General features: G+C 62.3%; 12 protein-coding genes. 3 read left to right on the top strand and 9 right to left on the bottom strand.

What is annotated here, in order from left to right:
• Nucleotides 1–97: 97 nt before the first annotated feature.
• Nucleotides 98–511 (bottom strand): hypothetical protein, encoded by a 414-nt coding sequence (locus CAPSK01_RS12290; protein ID WP_034926938.1) that lies wholly within the window; start codon nt 509–511, stop codon nt 98–100.
• A gap of 560 nt (nt 512–1,071) precedes the next feature.
• Between CAPSK01_RS12290 and CAPSK01_RS12285 the strand changes: the two genes are divergently transcribed.
• Nucleotides 1,072–2,097: an L-dopachrome tautomerase-related protein gene (locus CAPSK01_RS12285; RefSeq protein ID WP_273703599.1), complete on the top strand. Its 1,026-nt coding sequence runs from the start codon at nt 1,072–1,074 to the stop codon at nt 2,095–2,097.
• Nucleotides 2,098–2,141: 44 nt separating this feature from the next.
• On the opposite strand, the gene fdhD is transcribed toward CAPSK01_RS12285, so the two are convergent.
• From fdhD to CAPSK01_RS12270, 3 genes are read right to left on the bottom strand one after another with little or no spacing between them, the layout of a single operon-like run.
• Nucleotides 2,142–3,044, bottom strand: coding sequence for a formate dehydrogenase accessory sulfurtransferase FdhD (gene fdhD, locus CAPSK01_RS12280; RefSeq protein WP_273703598.1), 903 nt, complete (start codon nt 3,042–3,044; stop codon nt 2,142–2,144).
• Entirely contained in the window at nt 3,045–5,822 is a 2,778-nt protein-coding gene (gene fdhF / locus CAPSK01_RS12275) for a formate dehydrogenase subunit alpha (protein WP_034926934.1), read from the bottom strand.
• Complete coding sequence (locus tag CAPSK01_RS12270; RefSeq protein ID WP_034926931.1) at nt 5,815–7,515, bottom strand: NADH-ubiquinone oxidoreductase-F iron-sulfur binding region domain-containing protein; 1,701 nt, start codon at nt 7,513–7,515, stop codon at nt 5,815–5,817. Before CAPSK01_RS12270 ends, fdhF begins: the two co-directional genes overlap by 8 nt.
• A 118-nt stretch (nt 7,516–7,633) precedes the next feature.
• On the opposite strand from CAPSK01_RS12270, the gene CAPSK01_RS12265 reads away from it, so the two are divergent.
• Together CAPSK01_RS12265 and CAPSK01_RS22840 are read left to right on the top strand one after the other, a co-directional pair.
• The gene (locus CAPSK01_RS12265; RefSeq protein ID WP_273703597.1) at nt 7,634–9,970 is read left to right on the top strand and encodes a transglycosylase domain-containing protein; all 2,337 of its coding nucleotides are present in this window, start codon (nt 7,634–7,636) and stop codon (nt 9,968–9,970) included.
• A gap of 123 nt (nt 9,971–10,093) precedes the next feature.
• Entirely contained in the window at nt 10,094–11,407 is a 1,314-nt protein-coding gene (locus CAPSK01_RS22840) for a hypothetical protein (protein ID WP_273703596.1), read from the top strand.
• 120 nt (nt 11,408–11,527) lie between these two features.
• Here CAPSK01_RS22840 and truB read toward each other — a convergent pair whose 3' ends face one another.
• From truB to rimP, 5 genes are all read right to left on the bottom strand, one after another.
• Complete coding sequence (truB, locus tag CAPSK01_RS12255; protein ID WP_034926928.1) at nt 11,528–12,421, bottom strand: tRNA pseudouridine(55) synthase TruB; 894 nt, start codon at nt 12,419–12,421, stop codon at nt 11,528–11,530.
• Between the two features lie 145 nt (nt 12,422–12,566).
• Nucleotides 12,567–12,953, bottom strand: coding sequence for a 30S ribosome-binding factor RbfA (gene rbfA / locus CAPSK01_RS12250; protein WP_034926925.1), 387 nt, complete (start codon nt 12,951–12,953; stop codon nt 12,567–12,569).
• Nucleotides 12,954–15,836, bottom strand: a complete 2,883-nt coding sequence (infB, locus tag CAPSK01_RS12245) for a translation initiation factor IF-2 (RefSeq protein ID WP_034926924.1) — start codon at nt 15,834–15,836, stop codon at nt 12,954–12,956.
• 20 nt (nt 15,837–15,856) lie between these two features.
• Nucleotides 15,857–17,329, bottom strand: a complete 1,473-nt coding sequence (nusA, locus tag CAPSK01_RS12240; protein ID WP_034926921.1) for a transcription termination factor NusA — start codon at nt 17,327–17,329, stop codon at nt 15,857–15,859.
• 14 nt (nt 17,330–17,343) lie between these two features.
• A complete protein-coding gene (rimP, locus tag CAPSK01_RS12235; protein ID WP_034926918.1) occupies nt 17,344–17,811 on the bottom strand; it encodes a ribosome maturation factor RimP in 468 nt (155 codons plus the stop codon).
• Between the last annotated feature and the right edge of the window lie 163 nt (nt 17,812–17,974).

Genomic DNA, 17,974 nt, shown 5'->3' with positions numbered 1-17,974 from the left:
GCACATGTGTGCCACCACGGCCGGGTGTTGGCAAGTCAGAGGATGGGGCGGGCGAACGAAAGGAACGGAAAATCGGTCACTGCTCGGGCAGGTACGCTCAGTCATCAATCTCTTCGACACTGACATTCCCCTTGCCCGAGCGCTGGATGCGGTACTTGGTGCCGTCCTTGCCTGTCCACCTGGTTGCCGAGGGGGGTACCTTCACCCCGTCGATCGTCACATTGCCATTGACCACACTGATACCACTGGCATCGTCATCGCCCTTGCGGGTCGTGACGATGGTGCCTGGTGAATGCGTGATCGATGACGAACTCTGGCCGGGATTCACATATACGGCGTTGCCTTTGGTATGGGTGGAAGTCTTGCCGGTATTGACGTTGGTGCCATTGCCGGTGTTTACGCTCACCCCGCCGGCGCCGCCGGTTTTCACATCGACTCCAGCCGGACCTCCGACCGAAACCGAGACCTGCGCCGTCGCGGATGCCGTGGCAAGGATGAGCAAGGTGGCCATGCATGTCTCTTTCATTCGAATATCTCACTGTTCAGAAATGGGCTGTCGATAAAGGACAGGAAGTCCGACGCCCCGTCGGCCTCGATACCAATACCAGTATCCCAGTATCCCGGATCTCCATGTGCACAGTCAATCGTGAAATCCTGCCACACGCCACGTGTGGTAGTACGCGAGAAACGGTATGTAGGGGTATGTAGGGCGGAAGCCCCTCAGGAGCGTTCTGCCAATCTCCTGTTTCCAACCGATCTGTGCCAGGGTGCCCGTCAGCGTCTGTTGGCCGCAGGCGGGCGCCCTCGACAGGTCTCAGGTGATTTCCGAAAATACATCGCCCGTTGATGGCAGAATACGACACACTCATCAGGACGATGAGACCCTCGCGATGGACAAGACCTTCTCTACTCGACTGACGGCGGCGGCAGCGCTGAAGCCGTTGCAAGGGCTTGGGTCCGGGGGGAGGGGAATCACCTTAAACCACCATCTAAAATCCGGGGACCACTATAGCCATGCTCCACCATTTATTTCGCCACCTCCTAGCCGCTGCGCTGACGGTAGGCAGCCAGATGATAACTGCTGCGCCAGCCATCGGTACGCTCGAAACCGTAGCCGAATTGCCGATTCGGCCGGGCAATGTCAGTGCAACCGCCGAGGCTCGTGTCTTTGCCACGGTCCACCCACTGGACGTGCCGTCCGGTCTGCAACTGATCGAGATTACCGGGCCGGCGTCCTACCGTCCATGGCCGTCGGCTGATCTGCAAAGCGATGCGTCCACACGCGGCGATAGCCGCATTGATGCGCCGCTGGGTATCACGCAGGACGGTCGGGGCCGCCTGTGGATTACCGACATGGGCCTGAACATCGGCAAGACCCGGCTGTGGGGGTTTGATATCGCAACGGGAAAACTGGCCAAGCGCATCGACCTGCCGGGCGATGTCGCCCCCAAGGACAGTTTCATCCAGGATCTGGTGGTGGATGCCGAGCGCGGCTGGATCTATCTGGCGGACATCAATAATCCGGCCCTGCTGGCCGTACGCATCGAGGACGGCAAGGTCCGGCGCTTCCAGGGGCACGCCAGCCTGCAAGCCGAGGAAGGTGCCGAGATGCGGGTTGGAGGACAACCCACTTTCTTCGGCGGAAAACCGGCGAAGGGCGGCGTCAATCCCTTGGGCTTGTCTGCTGACGGTGAAACCCTCTTCTTTGGCGCGATGACCGGAACCCGCTGGTACTCTGTACCCACGCGGTTGTTGCGCGAAGGGAGCGATGCCGATACCGCGGCAGCCATTCGTATCGCCGGGCGCAAGCCGGTTTCCGATGGCGCCACGACCGATGCAGCGGGTAACCACTTCTTCACCAATCTGAACGAGAATGGCATCGATCGGCTGGATACCCTGGGCCAATTGCAGCCACTTGTTCGCAACCCCCTCCTGAACTGGCCGGATAGCGTGCAATTCGGCGACGACAGCTGGCTCTATATCTCGGTCAACCAGTTGCATACGACCCGAGCCTTCACAGGGGCAAGCGATCAGGGAACGCCGCCCTACCGCATCATGCGGGTCTGGACCGGTACGGCAGGTGCCGTACGCCGCTGACCCTGGCGAGCCTCGGGCATCGAAACAGCCCACGACTCCCGATCTCAGCAAGGATCGCTGGTTGCGCTGCGGTCGGTCCGAATTTTGTGCGCTGCAGACAGATCACCGCCATCGTCGCCCGCTGCCTTGGCGAAATCGAGGTCGTAGACCAGCCTTTCGCCGCCGGACAGGACGATGAAGCGCTGTCCCCTGGCGCGCCCGATCAGCGTCAGTCCGGCGCGCCGGGCAAGGTCCACGCCCCAGGCCGTGAAACCCGAGCGCGACACCAGGATCGGGATCTCCATCTGGACCGTCTTGATCACCATTTCGCTGGTCAGGCGTCCGGTGGTATAGAAGATCTTGTCGCGGCCGCCGAGACCGTGGCGGTGCATGTAGCCAGCAATCTTGTCGACGGCGTTGTGCCGTCCGACATCCTCCATATAGACGAGTGGGCGGTCACGCTCGCAGAGGACGCAACCGTGAATCGCGCCGGCCTTCTGGTACAGGCTCGGTTGCCGGCCAATCTGCAGGAACAGGCTCTGCAGCCATGAGCAGCGTACCTCGGCGGCAGGGTCGAGGCGGATGTCGTCGAAGCGCTCCATGAGGTCGCCAAAGATCGTCCCCTGCGCGCAGCCCGAGGTGCGAATCTTGCGCTTCAGCTTCTGTTCGTAGCTCGACTCGCTGCGCGTGCGAACGACGACCACGTCAAGGTCGCCGTCATAATCCACGGCGGTGACCGCATCGTCGCCGGCAAGCATGTTCTGGTTGAGCAGAAAGCCCAGGGCCAGCAGCTCGGGGTGGTCGCCGATGGTCATCAGCGTGACCACCTCGGTCCCGTTCAGATACAGGGTCAGCGGTCGCTCGACGACGACACTCAGCGCCACCGCCTGGCCGCGGTGGTCGCAGCCTTCGACGTTGCGGGTGAGTTCCGGATCGTCGGGGTCGGGCACCAGCGCGAAGGTACTCATTCAGGCACGCTCCAGGCGTACCGCACAGTACTTGAATTCGGGAATCTTGCCGAAGGGGTCGAGTACCGGGTTGGTCAGGCGGTTGGCGGCGGCTTCGTGGAAGCAGAATGGCAGCCACAAGGATCCGGGCGCGACGGCTGGATCGGCGCGGGCCGTGGCTTCGATTGCACCGCGCCGGGTGCTCAGGCGGACACGCTCGCCGTCGGCAAGTCCCAGCCGACGCAGGTCTTGGTCACTGACGGTCACCACCGCTTCGGGTTCGAGTGCGTCAAGCGTGGCGCTGCGTCTGCTCATCGCGCCGGTATGCCAATGCTCCAGCAGGCGCCCGGTTGACAGGATCAGCGGATACTCCTCGGAGGGCTGTTCGTCGGGTGGCAGCAGGGCGGCGGGAACGAAGCCGGCACGACCACTGGGCGTCGGGAAACCGTTCTCGAAAACGACGTCGGCACCCGGCACGTCGTCGCCGGCGCAGGGGTAGCTCACCGAACCCTCGCGCAAGAGACGTTCGTGGCTGATGTTGGCCAGCGAGGGCATCGCCATGCGCATCTCGGAATAAATCGCCGTCGGGCTGTCGTAGCGCCAGTCGAGGTCGAGCCGGCGCGCCAGTTCCTGGATGATCCACCAATCGGGCCGGGTATCGCCGGGCAAGGGCAGCGCCTGCCGACCGAGCTGCACCTGGCGATTGGTGTTGGTCACGCTGCCCTCCTTCTCCGGCCAGGACGACGCCGGCAGGACGACGTCGGCGTAGATTGCGGTTTCGGTGAGAAACAGGTCCTGCACCACCAGATGTTCGAGCGACGCCAGCGCTTGCCGCGCATGCGCGAGGTCCGGGTCGGACATCGCCGGATTTTCTCCAAGGATGTACATGCCGCGGATGTCGCCGGCGGCAGCGGCGTTGATGATCTCGACCACGGTCAGCCCCGGCCGCGGATCGAGAGTCGTGTTCCAGAGTTGTTCGAAACGTCGGCGATTGGCGGCCACCGAGATCGGCAGGTAGTCAGGCAGGACCATCGGGATCAGACCGGCGTCCGATGCGCCCTGGACGTTGTTCTGCCCGCGCAGCGGATGCAGACCGGTGCCGGGACGGCCGATGTGTCCGGTCATCAGCGCCAGAGCAATCAGGCAACGCGCGTTGTCGGTGCCATGCGCGTGTTGCGAAATCCCCATTCCCCAGAAGATCATCGACGCTTTCGATCGGGCGTAGAGTCGCGCCACCGCGCGGATTTCGCTGGCCAGGAGGCCGCAGACGGCAGCCATCGCTTCCGGGCTGAAAGCGGCAAGGTGCGCGCGCATCTCGGCGAAGCCGCTGGTATGGCGGGCAATATACGCCGGGTCGAACAAATCTTCGTCGATGATCGTGTGCAGCAGCGCGTTGAGCAGCGCGACATCGGTCCCGGGCTGGCACTGCAGCGTCTTGTCGGCAAAGCGCGCCAGACCATGGCGGCGCGGATCGATGACGATCAGGCGGGTGCCCTGGCGTGCGGCGCGCTTGAAGAACGTCGAGGCGACCGGATGATTGGATTCCGGATTGCAGCCGATCAGGATCGCCACCTCGGCCTTGTCGATCTGCATGAACGAAGCCGAGACCGCGCCGGAACCGACCCCCTCGATCAAGGCCGCGACCGACGAGGCATGGCAGAGCCGAGTGCAATGGTCGACGTTGTTGGTGCCAAAACCAGTGCGTACCAGTTTCTGGAACAGGTAGGCTTCCTCGTTGCTGCACTTGGCCGAACCAAAACCGGCGAGTGCGCCGCCACCGTGTTGCTGGCGAATCGACCGCAGCCCCGACGCGGCCCGCTGCAGCGCCTCTTCCCAGCTCGCTTCACGAAAATGCGTGCCAGGCCTGGCCGGGTCGAAGGCTGCGTCGGCGATCTTGGGCGCGTCATCGCGGCGGATCAGAGGTTTCAGCAAGCGCTCTGGCGAGTGCACATAGTCGAAGCCGAAGCGCCCCTTGACGCACAGGCGCTCGCGATTGGCCGGCCCGTTGCGGCCGCTGACGGCGATGATCCGATCATTGCGAACCTGGTAATCGATCTGGCAACCGACTCCACAGTAAGGACAGACGCTGGGAACGACGCGGTCGACCGTCTCGCCTGCCCTGAGCAGACCGCTGCCGTCGTCGGCAAGCATCGCTGTCGGCAGCAGTGCGCCGGTCGGGCAGGCCTGCACGCATTCGCCGCAGCCGACACAGCTCGATCGGCCCATCGGGTCGTCGAGATCGAAAACGATCCTCGCCGCTGCGCCGCGACCAGCCATGCCGATCACGTCGTTGGCCTGGATGTCGCGGCAAGCCTGCAGACAGAGCTGGCAATGGATGCAGGCGTCAAGCTGCACGCTCATCGCCGGGTGACTGTGGTCGGGGTGAGCCACCGTTGCGCGTTGCGGGAAGCGGCTGGCGTGCACACCCAACTGCGCAGCCCAGTACCAGAACGCCGAGTTGCGGTCGTACGCCTGCGCGCGTGGCGGCTGCTCGGTGAGCAACAGTTCCATCACCACGCGCCGGCTTTGCCGGGCACGTTCGGAAGTCTCGCTGCGTACCTGCATCCCCTCGCTGACCGTGCGGCTGCAACTGGGAGCAAGATTTCGTTCGCCGTCGATCTCGACCATGCAGGCGCGGCAGTTGCTGCCCGGTTGATAGTCTGGTGCTGCGCGCGTACACAAATGAGGAATCGTCGTGCCGGCACGCCGGGCCGCCTGCCAGATGGTTTCGCCGGACAGCGCCGTCAACTGGCGGCCATCGAGAACGAAGCGAAGTTCAGTCGATCCGGCTTCAGTCATCGCCGTGGCCGGTCATCAGGTGCTGTGGCAGATAGCGCAGTGCCGTCATCAGCGGATTCGGCGCGGCCTGACCGAGGCCGCAGATCGACGCATCGCGCATCACCGTGGCCAACTCGTTGAGCAGGTCCAGGTCGGGTTCGGGTGCAGTGAACAAGGCCAACATCTTCTCGGTGCCGACCCGGCAGGGTGTACATTGGCCGCAACTTTCGTCGGCGAAGAATTCGAGCAGCGCCTGCACCGCCGCACGCAGGTCATCGCGATCGGAGAGGACGATCACCGCCGCCGAACCGATCAGGCCGCCGACCTTCTCGAGTTCGCCGAACTGCAGCGGCAGGTCGGCCATGTGCGCCGGCAGAATCCCGCCCGAGGCACCGCCGGGCAGGTAGGCCAGCAGTTGATGACCCTCGGCCATGCCGCCGCAGTAATCGTTGATCAGGCGGCGCGCGCTGATTCCTGCCGGTGCCTGCTTGACCCCTGGCTCGCGCACCCGTCCAGAGACCGAGTAACTGCGCAGACCGGCAAAACCCTCACTGCCCAGCGCGGCGAAGCGGGCGCCTCCGCCGGCGAGAATTCCCGGTACCAGCGCCAGCGTCTCGACATTGTTGACCAAAGTCGGCCGCCCGAAAAGTCCGGCCTCGGCGACGTAAGGGGGGCGCTGCCTCGGGTAGCCGCGCTTGCCCTCGATCGATTCGATCAGCGCCGATTCCTCGCCGCAGATATAGGCACCGGCGCCACGGCGCAACTCGATGAAGCCCGCTTCGACAAGTTTCAGCCGTTCGAGCAAGACGATCTCGCGGGTCAGTATGGCGTGCGCGGCAGGGTATTCGTCGCGCAGGTAGATCCAGCAGTGGTCAGCGCCGATACAACTGGCCGCCAGCAGCAGGCCTTCGAGGAACTGGTGTGGCTGCTGTTCCAGGATCAGGCGGTCCTTGAAAGTGCCCGGTTCGCCCTCATCGGCGTTGCAGACCAGGAAGCGCGGTGCCGGCGCATGGCTGACCAGTCGCCATTTTCGAGCGCTCGGAAAGCCGGCGCCGCCCATCCCGCGCAGCCCCGCCGCTTCGACTTCGTCAAGTACCGTCTCGGTCGACAACGCGCCGTTGCGCAGCGCCTGCAGTGGCTGGTAGCCGCCGCGTGCGCGGTAGGCGTCGAAACTCTCGCTGGCGACCGGGAGCGGGGTCAGGACCCCTGCCTCGATCAGCGCGAGCACCTCTGTGGTGCTCGCCCGATCGGCATGGCGCTTGCCGACCTGGACCACGGGCGCGAGGTCGCAGCGACCCATGCAGGGTGCCCGCAGAACTCTGGCGCGCACCGGCGGGAGCAATTCGCGCAGCGACGCCGTCAGTGGCAGGGCACCCTGCAGCCGGCAAGCGAGGCCGTCACAGACCCGGACCGCGAGCGCTGGCGCCGGATCGCCATCGTCACAAAGATCGAAATGGGCGTAGAAAGTGGCCGTCTCATAGACTTCGGCAACGCCGATTCCCAGCAAGTCGGCCAGCACCACGAGGTCTCCCGAGCGCAGGCAGGCGTGCTCGTCCTGCAATCGATGCAGATGTTCCAGCAACAGGTCGCGGCGCAGGGGCAAATCGGCCAGCAGCTTCGCGACGGCGTCACGCCGGTCGGCATCGACCCGTCGGCCCTGGCGCTGCCCATATCCCTTGCGCCGCCCTGCGACGGACTCTTCGTGACTGTTCATGCACTGGTTTCCCGGTTTGAGGTATGCTCAACCGCATGCCCATCTCGCCAGCGGACATCATATTACATTCTCTTACACGCTTGCGCACAAGCCCGTTCGGGCCTGAAATGAACCCTTCATGGCATCAATACGCTCCCTGGTCGGCGAACTGAAACAGTCGGCAAACCGGCTTGCCCCGAGCCTTTTCGCCTGCCTCTCCGGCACGCCCTACCATCCCACCCGGCGCGGGGTGATCCGGGCGCTGGTGGCGGTGCCCGCCCTGTTGCTGCTCTATGTGCTGATCCTGATCCCCTTCACGCCAAGCATCAGCAGCATCCGCAAAGCGTCATCCGAACAACCGGCTCAGATCCTGTCAACAGATGGCAAGAAACTCGCCGAGTTCAAGCAATCCAACCGGCAATGGGTCGCGCTCTCCGGGATTTCGCCGCATGTCATCGACGCCCTGATCGCCACGGAAGATCATCGCTTTTATGCACATTTCGGTCTCGACTGGCGACGCACCGCAGCTGCCGCGCTCAACAGCCTAAGCGGCGATCGCCAGGGGGGTTCGACCCTCACGCAGCAGTTGGCCCGCAACCTCTACCCGGAAGCGATCGGCCGGGCCCCGACGCTGACGCGCAAGCTCAAGGAAGCCATCACGGCGTTGAAGATCGAGGCCATCCACAGCAAGGACGAGATCCTCGAGACCTACCTCAACACCGTGCCCTTCCTCTATAACGCCTACGGCATCGAGATGGCGGCGCGCACCTATTTCGATACCTCGGCCGACCAGCTCGATGTACTGCAAAGCGCCACGCTGGTCGGCATGCTCAAGGGCAACAGCTACTACAACCCGGTGCTCAATCCCGAGCGAGCCTTGCAGCGCCGCAACACGGTACTGAAACAGATGGTCAAGCGCGAGAAATTAACCACGAAACAGTTCGACGCGCTCAGCACGAAGCCCTTGCGTATCGACTTCGAGCGACAGACGGAGCCCCCGGGGCCGGCACCGCATTTCGCCAGGCAACTGCGCAAGTGGCTGATTGCCTGGGCCGACCGTAACGACTACAGCATCTACGGCGACGGCCTGGTGGTACGCACGACCATCGATTCCCGGCTGCAGGCGGCGGCCAACCAGGCTGTGATGCGCCAGGGCAACAGCTTGCAGAACATCGCCAACGCGATCTGGGGAAAGCGCTCGGCGTGGAGCAGCGACTCCAGCCTGGTCCAGGCCTTCATCCGCGAATCGCCGGAATACGCCGCCGCCATCGCCAAAGGCCGGACGCCTGAGCAGGCCATGCAGGAATTGTCGGCCGACAAGACCTTCATGCGCGCGCTGCACCGGCAAAAGACGCAGATCCAGATCGGTTTTCTGGCCATCGATCCGCGCAACGGCCACGTCAAGGCCTGGGTCGGCAGTCGCGACTTCGAGCAGGAGGCCTTCGACCATGTGCAGCAGGCACGTCGCCAACCCGGCTCGACCTTCAAACCCTTTGTTTACGGCGAAGCGTACCGCCAGGGTGCCAGCCCGAACGACCGATTGATCGACCAGGCGGTGGAAATCGACATCGGCGACACCGAGGTCTGGCGGCCCACCGATAGCGGGCCGCCAAGCGGCGAGGCGATGACCCTGAGCGATGGACTCGCCTACTCGAAGAACACCATCACCGCGCAACTCATCCAGCAAGTCGGCCCCGCCAAGGTGGCCAGACTCGCCCGCCAGATGGGCGTGCGCCAGAGCAAGCTCGAAACCGTGCCATCGCTGGCCCTGGGCACCAGCCCCGTCACCCTCAAGGAAATGGTTACCGCCTACGGGACGATCGCCAATGGCGGTGGCTACCTCGAACCGCTGCTGGTCAGCCGCATCGAAGACCGCGACGGGCGGGTCATCGAAGAATTCAGCCCGCAAGACCCCGATATCGCGCTCGAACGCGACGTCACTTACACGCTGCTCGACAACCTGCGCGGCGCAATCAATCGCGGCACCGGCAGAGATATCCGCAACCGCTATGGCATCCGCGCCGACGTGGCGGGCAAGACCGGGACAACGCAGGACAACGCGGACGGCTGGTTCATCCTGATGCACCGGCAGTTGGTCGCCGGCGCATGGGTCGGTTTCAACGACAGTCGCGTCACGCTGCGCAGCGACTACTGGGGTCAGGGGGCGCACAGCGCCCTGCCGGTGGTCGGCGATTTCTTCCGGAACGCCTTGCGCGCTCGCCTCATCGATCCACGTGCCCGCTTCGCCACACCAGAAGACACCGGCCTCTGGGCACGCATCAAGGGCTGGTTCCGGGGCCTCCTGTCGCAAGAGCCCGTCGCCGAACCCAAGCCGCAGCGGATCGTCAAACCCGCCCGAAAACAGGAACCTCCCCAAGAACCGGCAACGCCTGCGCCGGTCGAATTGCCCCCTCAACCGCCGGACGATCCGCTACAGGAGAAGATCGATCAGATCATCAATCAGGATCAGTTCTGAATTACTACAATTATATGGTTACGGGGAATTTGGCAATATCCCATCCTCTCCCCCGCAAGTGGGAGGGAGATTCGTGAGTCGCTGACGCGACTTTCAAATAAAATCTCGATAAGGACTCATCAAATGGCGAACTTGAGCTTCTCAACGACCAACTGGGCGGCGTGGTTTGCAACACCCAACCAGCTTGCACAGCAGCTCTCGCAGTCGATGACGCGGGCAATCGTCCTCCTTGACGATTTAGAAATCGATTCCGAGAGGCTGACTCCAACCACCTATGCGGCGCAGTTCGACAACCAGGGAACGCTCAACATGAGTGGCCACGGGTTCGATACTGACGTATGGGTCATCGACGAGATCAGATACTCGGACCCCTCCGGCCAGACTTTTACCTTTGCCGGCAGTCTGCGCGTCGAGAACGACGGTGCAAGCTTCTCTGGAACCCTCTCGAACCTGAGCTTCAGGTTCTTTGACCTCGAAATGTCGGCCGCGGGAAGCCTCGGCTTCGATACCCGCGGCAATGGTTTCGGCAGCTATCACAGCATCCTGTACAAGCAATCCGGCTGGACATTCGAGTCGGCTGGCAACGTGAACTATCAGGGGTTTCAGGCGAGCGGAACACTTGACTATCTGACCGTCACCTCCCCACAGGGAGATCGGTTTTCGGTGAGCAACTCGGCCAAACTCACAGCCCCGATTCTCAACGGCATCCAGAGCACGGGCAAGGGCATGGGATTCTTTCTCTCGGAGAGTTTCCTCGACGGCAACGACACCATCACCGCGAGTGAGCGCAACGACCGGTTCAGCGGATATGCCGGCAACGATGTCTTGCTCGGTGGCGATGGTCATGACACCCTCGCCGGCGGCGCTGGCAATGATACGCTCGACGGCGGCAGGGGTGTCGACAGCGCAATGTTCAGCGGCAAGTTCGCCCAATATAGCTGGACCACAACCGGTGACGTCCTCCGGGTCCAGGCGAATGCCGGTAGCGATGGCATAGACACCCTCAGCGGGATCGAGCGGCTCGGCTTTGCCGACCAGAGTGTGGCGCTCGATGTGGCCAACGGCAACGCCGGCACCACCGCCAGAATCCTGGGCGTGGTCTTCGGACCGTCATTCGTCACCAACAAGGCTTACGCGGGCATTGCGCTCTCCTTGCTCGACGGCGGCATGAGCTGCGACGATCTCATCGCACTGGCGCTGCGGGTGAAGCTTGGCGAACATTATTCCAATGCGGCAGAAGTGGAAGCCCTTTATCAGAACCTCTTCGGCCATGCACCGACCACCGCCGAAGTGACTTTCTGGTCCGCTGCCATCAATGCAGGCCAATTCTCCCAAGTGTCCCTTGCCAAGGCTGCCGCCAATCTCGATATCAATGCTGTCAACATCGACCTTGTTGGCCTGATGCAGACCGGGCTGGGCTACCTGCCATTCACTTGAAAACAAGACGGACCAACATACCGAATTGTTCGTGACGCGGCTCTCACCCTGGAACGGTTTCTGCAACTTCTGCAGGTACCAGCCCAACCCGGCGCTCAATACGGCTGCTACGCGTGACCTCTACGGTGCGCCCAGCACGCGCCGCGGCTGCAGCCGACCTGCGTCATCGAGTTCGCCGAGACCGAGAAGCTGATTCCCAGAATAAACTCGGCATCGCCCTGGCGGACTGACGACGCAGACTGGATTACCATGGACAAAGCGCCGACCTGCCGCATGGTCCAGATGAACTGCCGGCAGGCTCTGCAACAGTGCGTCCGGCGGTAGCAGCCAGTCTGCACGGGCTTCTTCGGCCAGCGCAGCCAGTTGGTCGAGCGTTACCGCATCGATAATCCGCAACGGGCCGACGGCGACCCGACGCAGGACCGTCAGATGCGCGCCGCAAGCGAGCGCCGCGCCGAGATCCTCGGCCAGGCTGCGAATATAGGTGCCCTTGCTGCAGGCGACCCGCAGACGACAGCGGTCCTGCGAGAAATCAAGCAGCCACAGTTCGTGGATCGTTACCGCGCGTGCCTCGCGCTCGACTTCAATCCCCTGTCGCGCCAGTTCGTAGAGCGGTCGGCCGTTGCGCTTGAGCGCCGAGTACATCGGTGGGATCTGGAGAATCGGACCGCGGAAACGGTTCAACGCGGCTTCGAGTTCGGCGCGCCCGAAGGTCACCGGGGACTGCATCACGACCATACCGTCGGCATCGCCGGTATCGGTCCGGATACCGAACAGGAGTTCCGCTTCGTAGGTCTTGTCGGCTGCCAGCAGATCGACCGAGAACTTGGTCGCTTCGCCGAAACAGAGCGGCAGCAGCCCGCTGGCCATGGGATCGAGCGTGCCGGAGTGCCCGGCCTTGGCTGCCGAAAAAAGCCGCCTGGCCGCCTGCAGCGCCGAGTTCGAGGACATGCCGGTCGGCTTGTCAAGGAGCAACACGCCGTCGACACGGCGCCAGCTCTTCCTAACGGTCATGCCTTTTCCAGGCACCCCTGATCATGCAAGTCATGACCGTTTCCCTCCCTTGCATGCCGGAATCGTTCGCTGGGCGCAGAGCATGCTCTGCGAATTCTTCATCTCACTCGTGAGTCGCTGACGCGACTTGCAGATTAGGCCCAACTCAGGCCTGGTCCGGTTCTTCGCGGTGATCCGAGATCGCCGCCGCCTCGCTGATCAGCTTCGAGATCTGTGCACCACGCTCCAGCGAGTCGTCGAAAACGAAATGCAGTTGCGGGATCATGTGAATGCTGATGCGCTTGCCCAGCTCGCTGCGCAGAAACCCGGAAGCCTGCTGCAGGCCGGCCTGCACCGAGTCGAGCGTGTCGCTACCCGCCATGCTGCTGAAGTATACCTTGGCATGCGCGTAGTCCGGACTGACCTCGACCTCGGTGAGGCTGATCATGCCGACGCGGGGATCCTTGAGTTCACTCCTGATGATCTCGGCAAGCTCACGCCGGATCTGTTCCGAAACCCGGTCGCGCCGTGAAAATCCCTTGTTCGAAGACACTTAGAGCGTCCTCGCGACTTCCGTGACATCGTACACTTCGAGTTGGTCGCCTTCCTCGTAGGCACTGAAATTCTTCAGCGAAAGACCGCATTCGAAGCCTGCCCGTACTTCCTTCACGTCATCCTTGAAGCGCTTCAGCGACTCGATCTCGCCATCCCATAGAACGATATGATTGCGCAGCAGGCGCGCGCGCGAACTGCGCTTGATGATGCCTTCGAGTACATAACAACCGGCGATGGTGCCGATCCGGGTAGCGCGGAAGACCTGTCTGATCTCGACCAGGCCGGTGACATCTTCGCGCTTTTCGGGTGAAAGCATTCCCGACAGCGCAGCCTTCACTTCGTCCACCGCATCGTAGATGATGTTGTAATAGCGAATATCGACCCCGGCAGCTTCGGCTGCCTTGCGTGCGCCAGCGTCGGCACGCGCGTTGAAGCCGATGATGACCGCTTTCGAGGCCTGCGCAAGGTGCACGTCAGACTCACTGATTGCGCCCACCGCAGCGTGGATGACGTTGACCTTGACTTCACCGGTCGAGAGTTTCTGCAAGGACTGCACCAGCGCTTCCTGCGAACCCTGAACATCCGCCTTGATGATCAGCGCCAGAACCTTGGCCTCGGCTTCGGTCATCTGCTCGAGAATGCTCTCGAGATTGGCTGCCTGCTTCGTCGCCAGCTTGACATCGCGGTACTTGCCCTGGCGGAACAGGGCAATCTCGCGCGCCTTGCGTTCATCAGCGAGCACCACGGCCTCCTGTCCGGCCGCGGGCACATCGGAGAGGCCAAGAATCTCGACTGGAATCGAAGGTCCGGCCTCCTTGATCACCTTGCCGTTTTCATCGAGCATCGCCCGTACCCGACCAAACACCTGACCGGCGAGCAGGATGTCGCCCTGGCGAAGCGTTCCCGAGAGGACCAGCATCGTCGCCACGGGCCCGCGCCCGCGGTCGAGGCGCGCCTCGATGATCAGGCCCTTGGCCGGCGCATCCCTGGGCGCTTTCAGTTCCAGCACTTCCGCCTGCAGCAGAACGTTCTCGAGCAGTTCGTCGATACCGGCACCGGTCTTCGCCGAAACCAGGACGAAAGGTGCATCACCGCCGTACTCTTCGGGCACCACCTGTTCGGTGACCAGTTCCTGTTTCACCCGATCGGGCTGGGCACCCGGCTTGTCGATCTTGTTCACTGCCACGACAATCGGCACTGCCGCCGCCTTGGCGTGGTGAATCGCCTCCCTGGTCTGCGGCATCACACCGTCATCGGCAGCGACCACCAGAATGACCAGGTCGGTCGCCTTGGCACCGCGTGCGCGCATCGCCGTGAATGCCTCGTGACCCGGCGTGTCGAGGAAGGTCACCATGCCCCGGTCGGTCTGCACGTGATAGGCGCCAATGTGCTGGGTGATGCCGCCTGCCTCGCCGCTCGCCACACGGGTACGGCGAATGTAGTCGAGCAGCGAGGTCTTGCCGTGATCGACGTGTCCCATCACCGTCACCACTGGCGCGCGCTGCTCGTGCAGCACGTCCTTCTGTTCGACGTCGCTGTCGTCGAGGAAGGCATCGGGGTCGTCAAGCTTCGCAGCGAACGCCTTGTGGCCCATCTCCTCGACGATGATCATCGCCGTCTCCTGGTCCAGCACCTGGTTGATGGTCACCATCGAACCCATCTTCATCAGGGACTTGATCACTTCGGTCGCCTTGACGGCCATCTTGTGCGCCAATTCAGCGACGGAAATCGTTTCCGGGACATAGACCTGGTGAATCACCGGCTCGATGGGCAACTGGAAAGAGTGCTGCTCTTCTTCGTCGCCCACGCCGCGAGCAGTTCGCTTGCCGTGCTTATTGTCCCGCCAACCCGTGCCACCGGTGGCACCGCGTGTCTTGAGACCGGGACGCTTGTTGGCACCTTCGTTCTTCCATTGTCCCTTCTTGTCGGCGACCTTCTTTTCGGGCGCTTTCTTTTCGGCTGCCTTCTTGTCCGCCGCCGCCGGTTTGGCCGCCGGCTTGTGCAGCGTCTTGTCCTCCGCAGGCCGCTCGCTCGCGGTCTGCGCGGCAACCTGCTTGGCCACCCCGGCAGCCTTGGCCGCGACCGCCTTGTTTTCTGCATCCTGCTTCAGGCGAACGAGGTCGGCGCTGCGTTGCTGCTTGCTTTTGAACTCGGCTTCCTGACGAGCACGCAATTCGGCATTACGCCGCTCTTCTTCGGCGCGCAGGCGCTGCTGCTCCTCGCCGATGATCGAAGCACGGGTCACCACTTTCTTGGCACTCACCTTGGCGTCGGCCGCCACCGGCGCTTCCGTTTTCGCCTCGACGACCGCTGCAGAAGGCGTCTCGGCGGCGGGCCGGGGTTTCGCTTTGGCCGGCGACGCTCCGGCCTTGACGGCAAGCACCGGTTCTACTTTCACGGCAACCGGCGGTGCGGATTTGTTGGCCTTGGCTTCGACGACGGGTTCGGCTTTTGCTGCCACAACCGGCTCGATTTTCTCGGCTTTCACTTCGACCGGCAGTGCCGGTCGGGTTTCAACGACCCCCTCGACCGCCGTGGTTGGCAAAACCGGCGGCACCGGCAATTCGGCGCGAACTTCGGGGGCCTCCCGCTTCACGAGAACGCGTTTCTTGCGGACTTCGACCTGCACCGTATGCGATTTTCCGTGTGAATCCTGCTGCCGGATCTCGGTCGTTTCCTTGCGCGTCAGGGTAATCTTGGTCTTCGCATCCGTCTGACCATGTGCCTTGCGCAGATAATCCAGCAATCTGGACTTGTCATGCTCGGACAGCAGGTCATCGAGCTGTTTCTTGGCTACCCCGGCTTTATGCAATTGCTCGAGCAGCGAACCAGCCGGCATCTTCAGCTGTACGGCAAATTGGGCAACACTTGTTTGCGCCATGTGAATTCCTCTTTCCCCGCTTACTCGAACCAGTGCGCACGCGCCGTGGTGATCAGTTGTTTGGCCCGTTGCGCATCAATCCCGGTCATCTCTGTCAGTTCGTCGACTGCCAGATCAGCAAGATCGTCGCGCGTCTTGATGTCATGACCAGCCAGTTTTCCGGCCAGTGACTTGTCCATCCCATCAAGGTTCAGCAGATCCTCGGCGACGTTACCGATTTTTTCCTCGGCGTCAATGGCCTCAGTGAGCAAAACGTTACGCGCCCGCTCGCGCAACTCCTGCACCGTGACCTCGTCGAAGGACTCGATCTCGAGCATCTCGTGCAGCGGCACATAGGCCACTTCCTCGAGAGTCGAGAAGCCTTCGTCGATGAGGATGTTCGCCACATCCTCGTCAACATCGAGTTTCTCCATGAACAGTACGCGGATCGCCGCCGCTTCGGCCTCAACCAGGGTCTTCGATTCTTCCTCGGTCATCAGGTTGATCGTCCAGCCGGTCATTTCCGACGCCAGGCGAACATTCTGGCCGCCACGGCCAATGGCGATCGCCAGATTCTGCTCGTCGACGACCACATCCATGCTGTGCTTGTCTTCATCGACGATGATCGAGCTGACTTCGGCCGGCGCCAGCGCGCCAACCACAAACTGTGCAGGATCAGCCGACCAGAGCACGATGTCAACCCGTTCACCCGCCAGTTCATTGGTCACCGCCGTAACCCGTGAGCCGCGCATGCCGACGCAGGTACCGATCGGATCGATCCGCTGGTCGTTGGACTTGACGGCAATCTTGGCGCGCATGCCGGGGTCACGGGCAGCCGCCTTGATCTCCAGCAGGCCATCATCGACTTCCGGAACTTCCAGCGCGAAGAGCTGAATGATGAACTCCGGAGCGGTACGCGACAGGATCAGTTGCGGGCCGCGGGCAGAACGGTCGATGCGCAGCAGATACGCCTTGACACGATCACCCATGCGCAGGTTCTCACGCGGAATCATCTGGTCACGTGGCAGCAGCGCCTCCATCTTGCCGGTCTCGACAATCGCATTGCCGCGTTCCATGCGCTTGATCGTCCCGGTCACCAGATGCTCCTTGCGCGCCAGGAATTCACTCAGCACCTGTTCGCGCTCGGCGTCACGAATCTTCTGCAGAATCACCTGCTTGGCCGCCTGCGCGCCGATGCGACCAAAGTCGATGGGTTCGAGAGACTCCTCCAGATAGTCACCGATCTCAACCTCGGGGTCCTGCTTCTGGGCTTCCGACAGCGGTACCTGCTGTTCCTCGTCGAGAAAGTTTTCGTCGGCAACGACTTCCCAGCGCCGGAAAGTCTCGAAATCACCGGTTTCGCGATCCACCGCGACACGCACATTGGCGTCGTCATGGATGCGCTTCTTGGTAGCCGAGGCCAGTGCCAACTCCAGTGCGCCGAAGACGATGTCTCTGGTCACGTTCTTTTCACGTGCCAGGACATCTACCAGCAGCAAGATTTCGCGGCTCATTTCCTCATTACCTCCTAAACCAGCTTCTCGCCCGATTTCATCGTGTCGAATTTGGGAACCACCCGTGCCTTGTCAAGATTGACCAGATCGAATTCCATCTCGCCCACATCGGTCTGCAGATGCACCTTGCCGTCGCGCAAGCCAAGCAGGACACCGCTGAAATTTCGCCGACCGTTCAAGGGCAGGCGCAGCTTGAAACTGATCTCCGAACCCGCGAAACGTTCGAAGTCAGACGCTTTCTTCAATGGCCTGTCGACCCCAGGTGAAGAGACCTCAAGACGCTCATAGTCAACATTTTCAACGGTCAACACGCGAGAAAGCTGATTGCTGACCAGCACACAGTCTTCGATATCCACGCCGCGCGGCTTTTCCGGTTTGTCGATGAAAACGCGCAGAACGCGGCCACGCGGGCTGCGTTCAACGTCCACCAGCTCATAACCAAGGCCAGTCACCGTGATTTCAAGTAGTTCGTGCACATCCATGGCTGCAAATAAAAAATGGGCGAAAAGCCCATCCCCGAAAATTGCCCCTCAGGGGCGAGCGGAAAACCGTTGGATTATAACGAAAATATTGGCAGGGGTAAATCAGCCTGTGAGCGAGGGGTGTGATTCAAAGTGATGCGTCGTTGAGATGACCCCTTTATGC

Source organism: Candidatus Accumulibacter vicinus (assembly GCF_000584955.1).
GTDB classification, from domain to species: Bacteria; Pseudomonadota; Gammaproteobacteria; order Burkholderiales; family Rhodocyclaceae; genus Accumulibacter; species Accumulibacter vicinus.
This window is presented reverse-complemented; position numbering and strand designations above follow the sequence as displayed.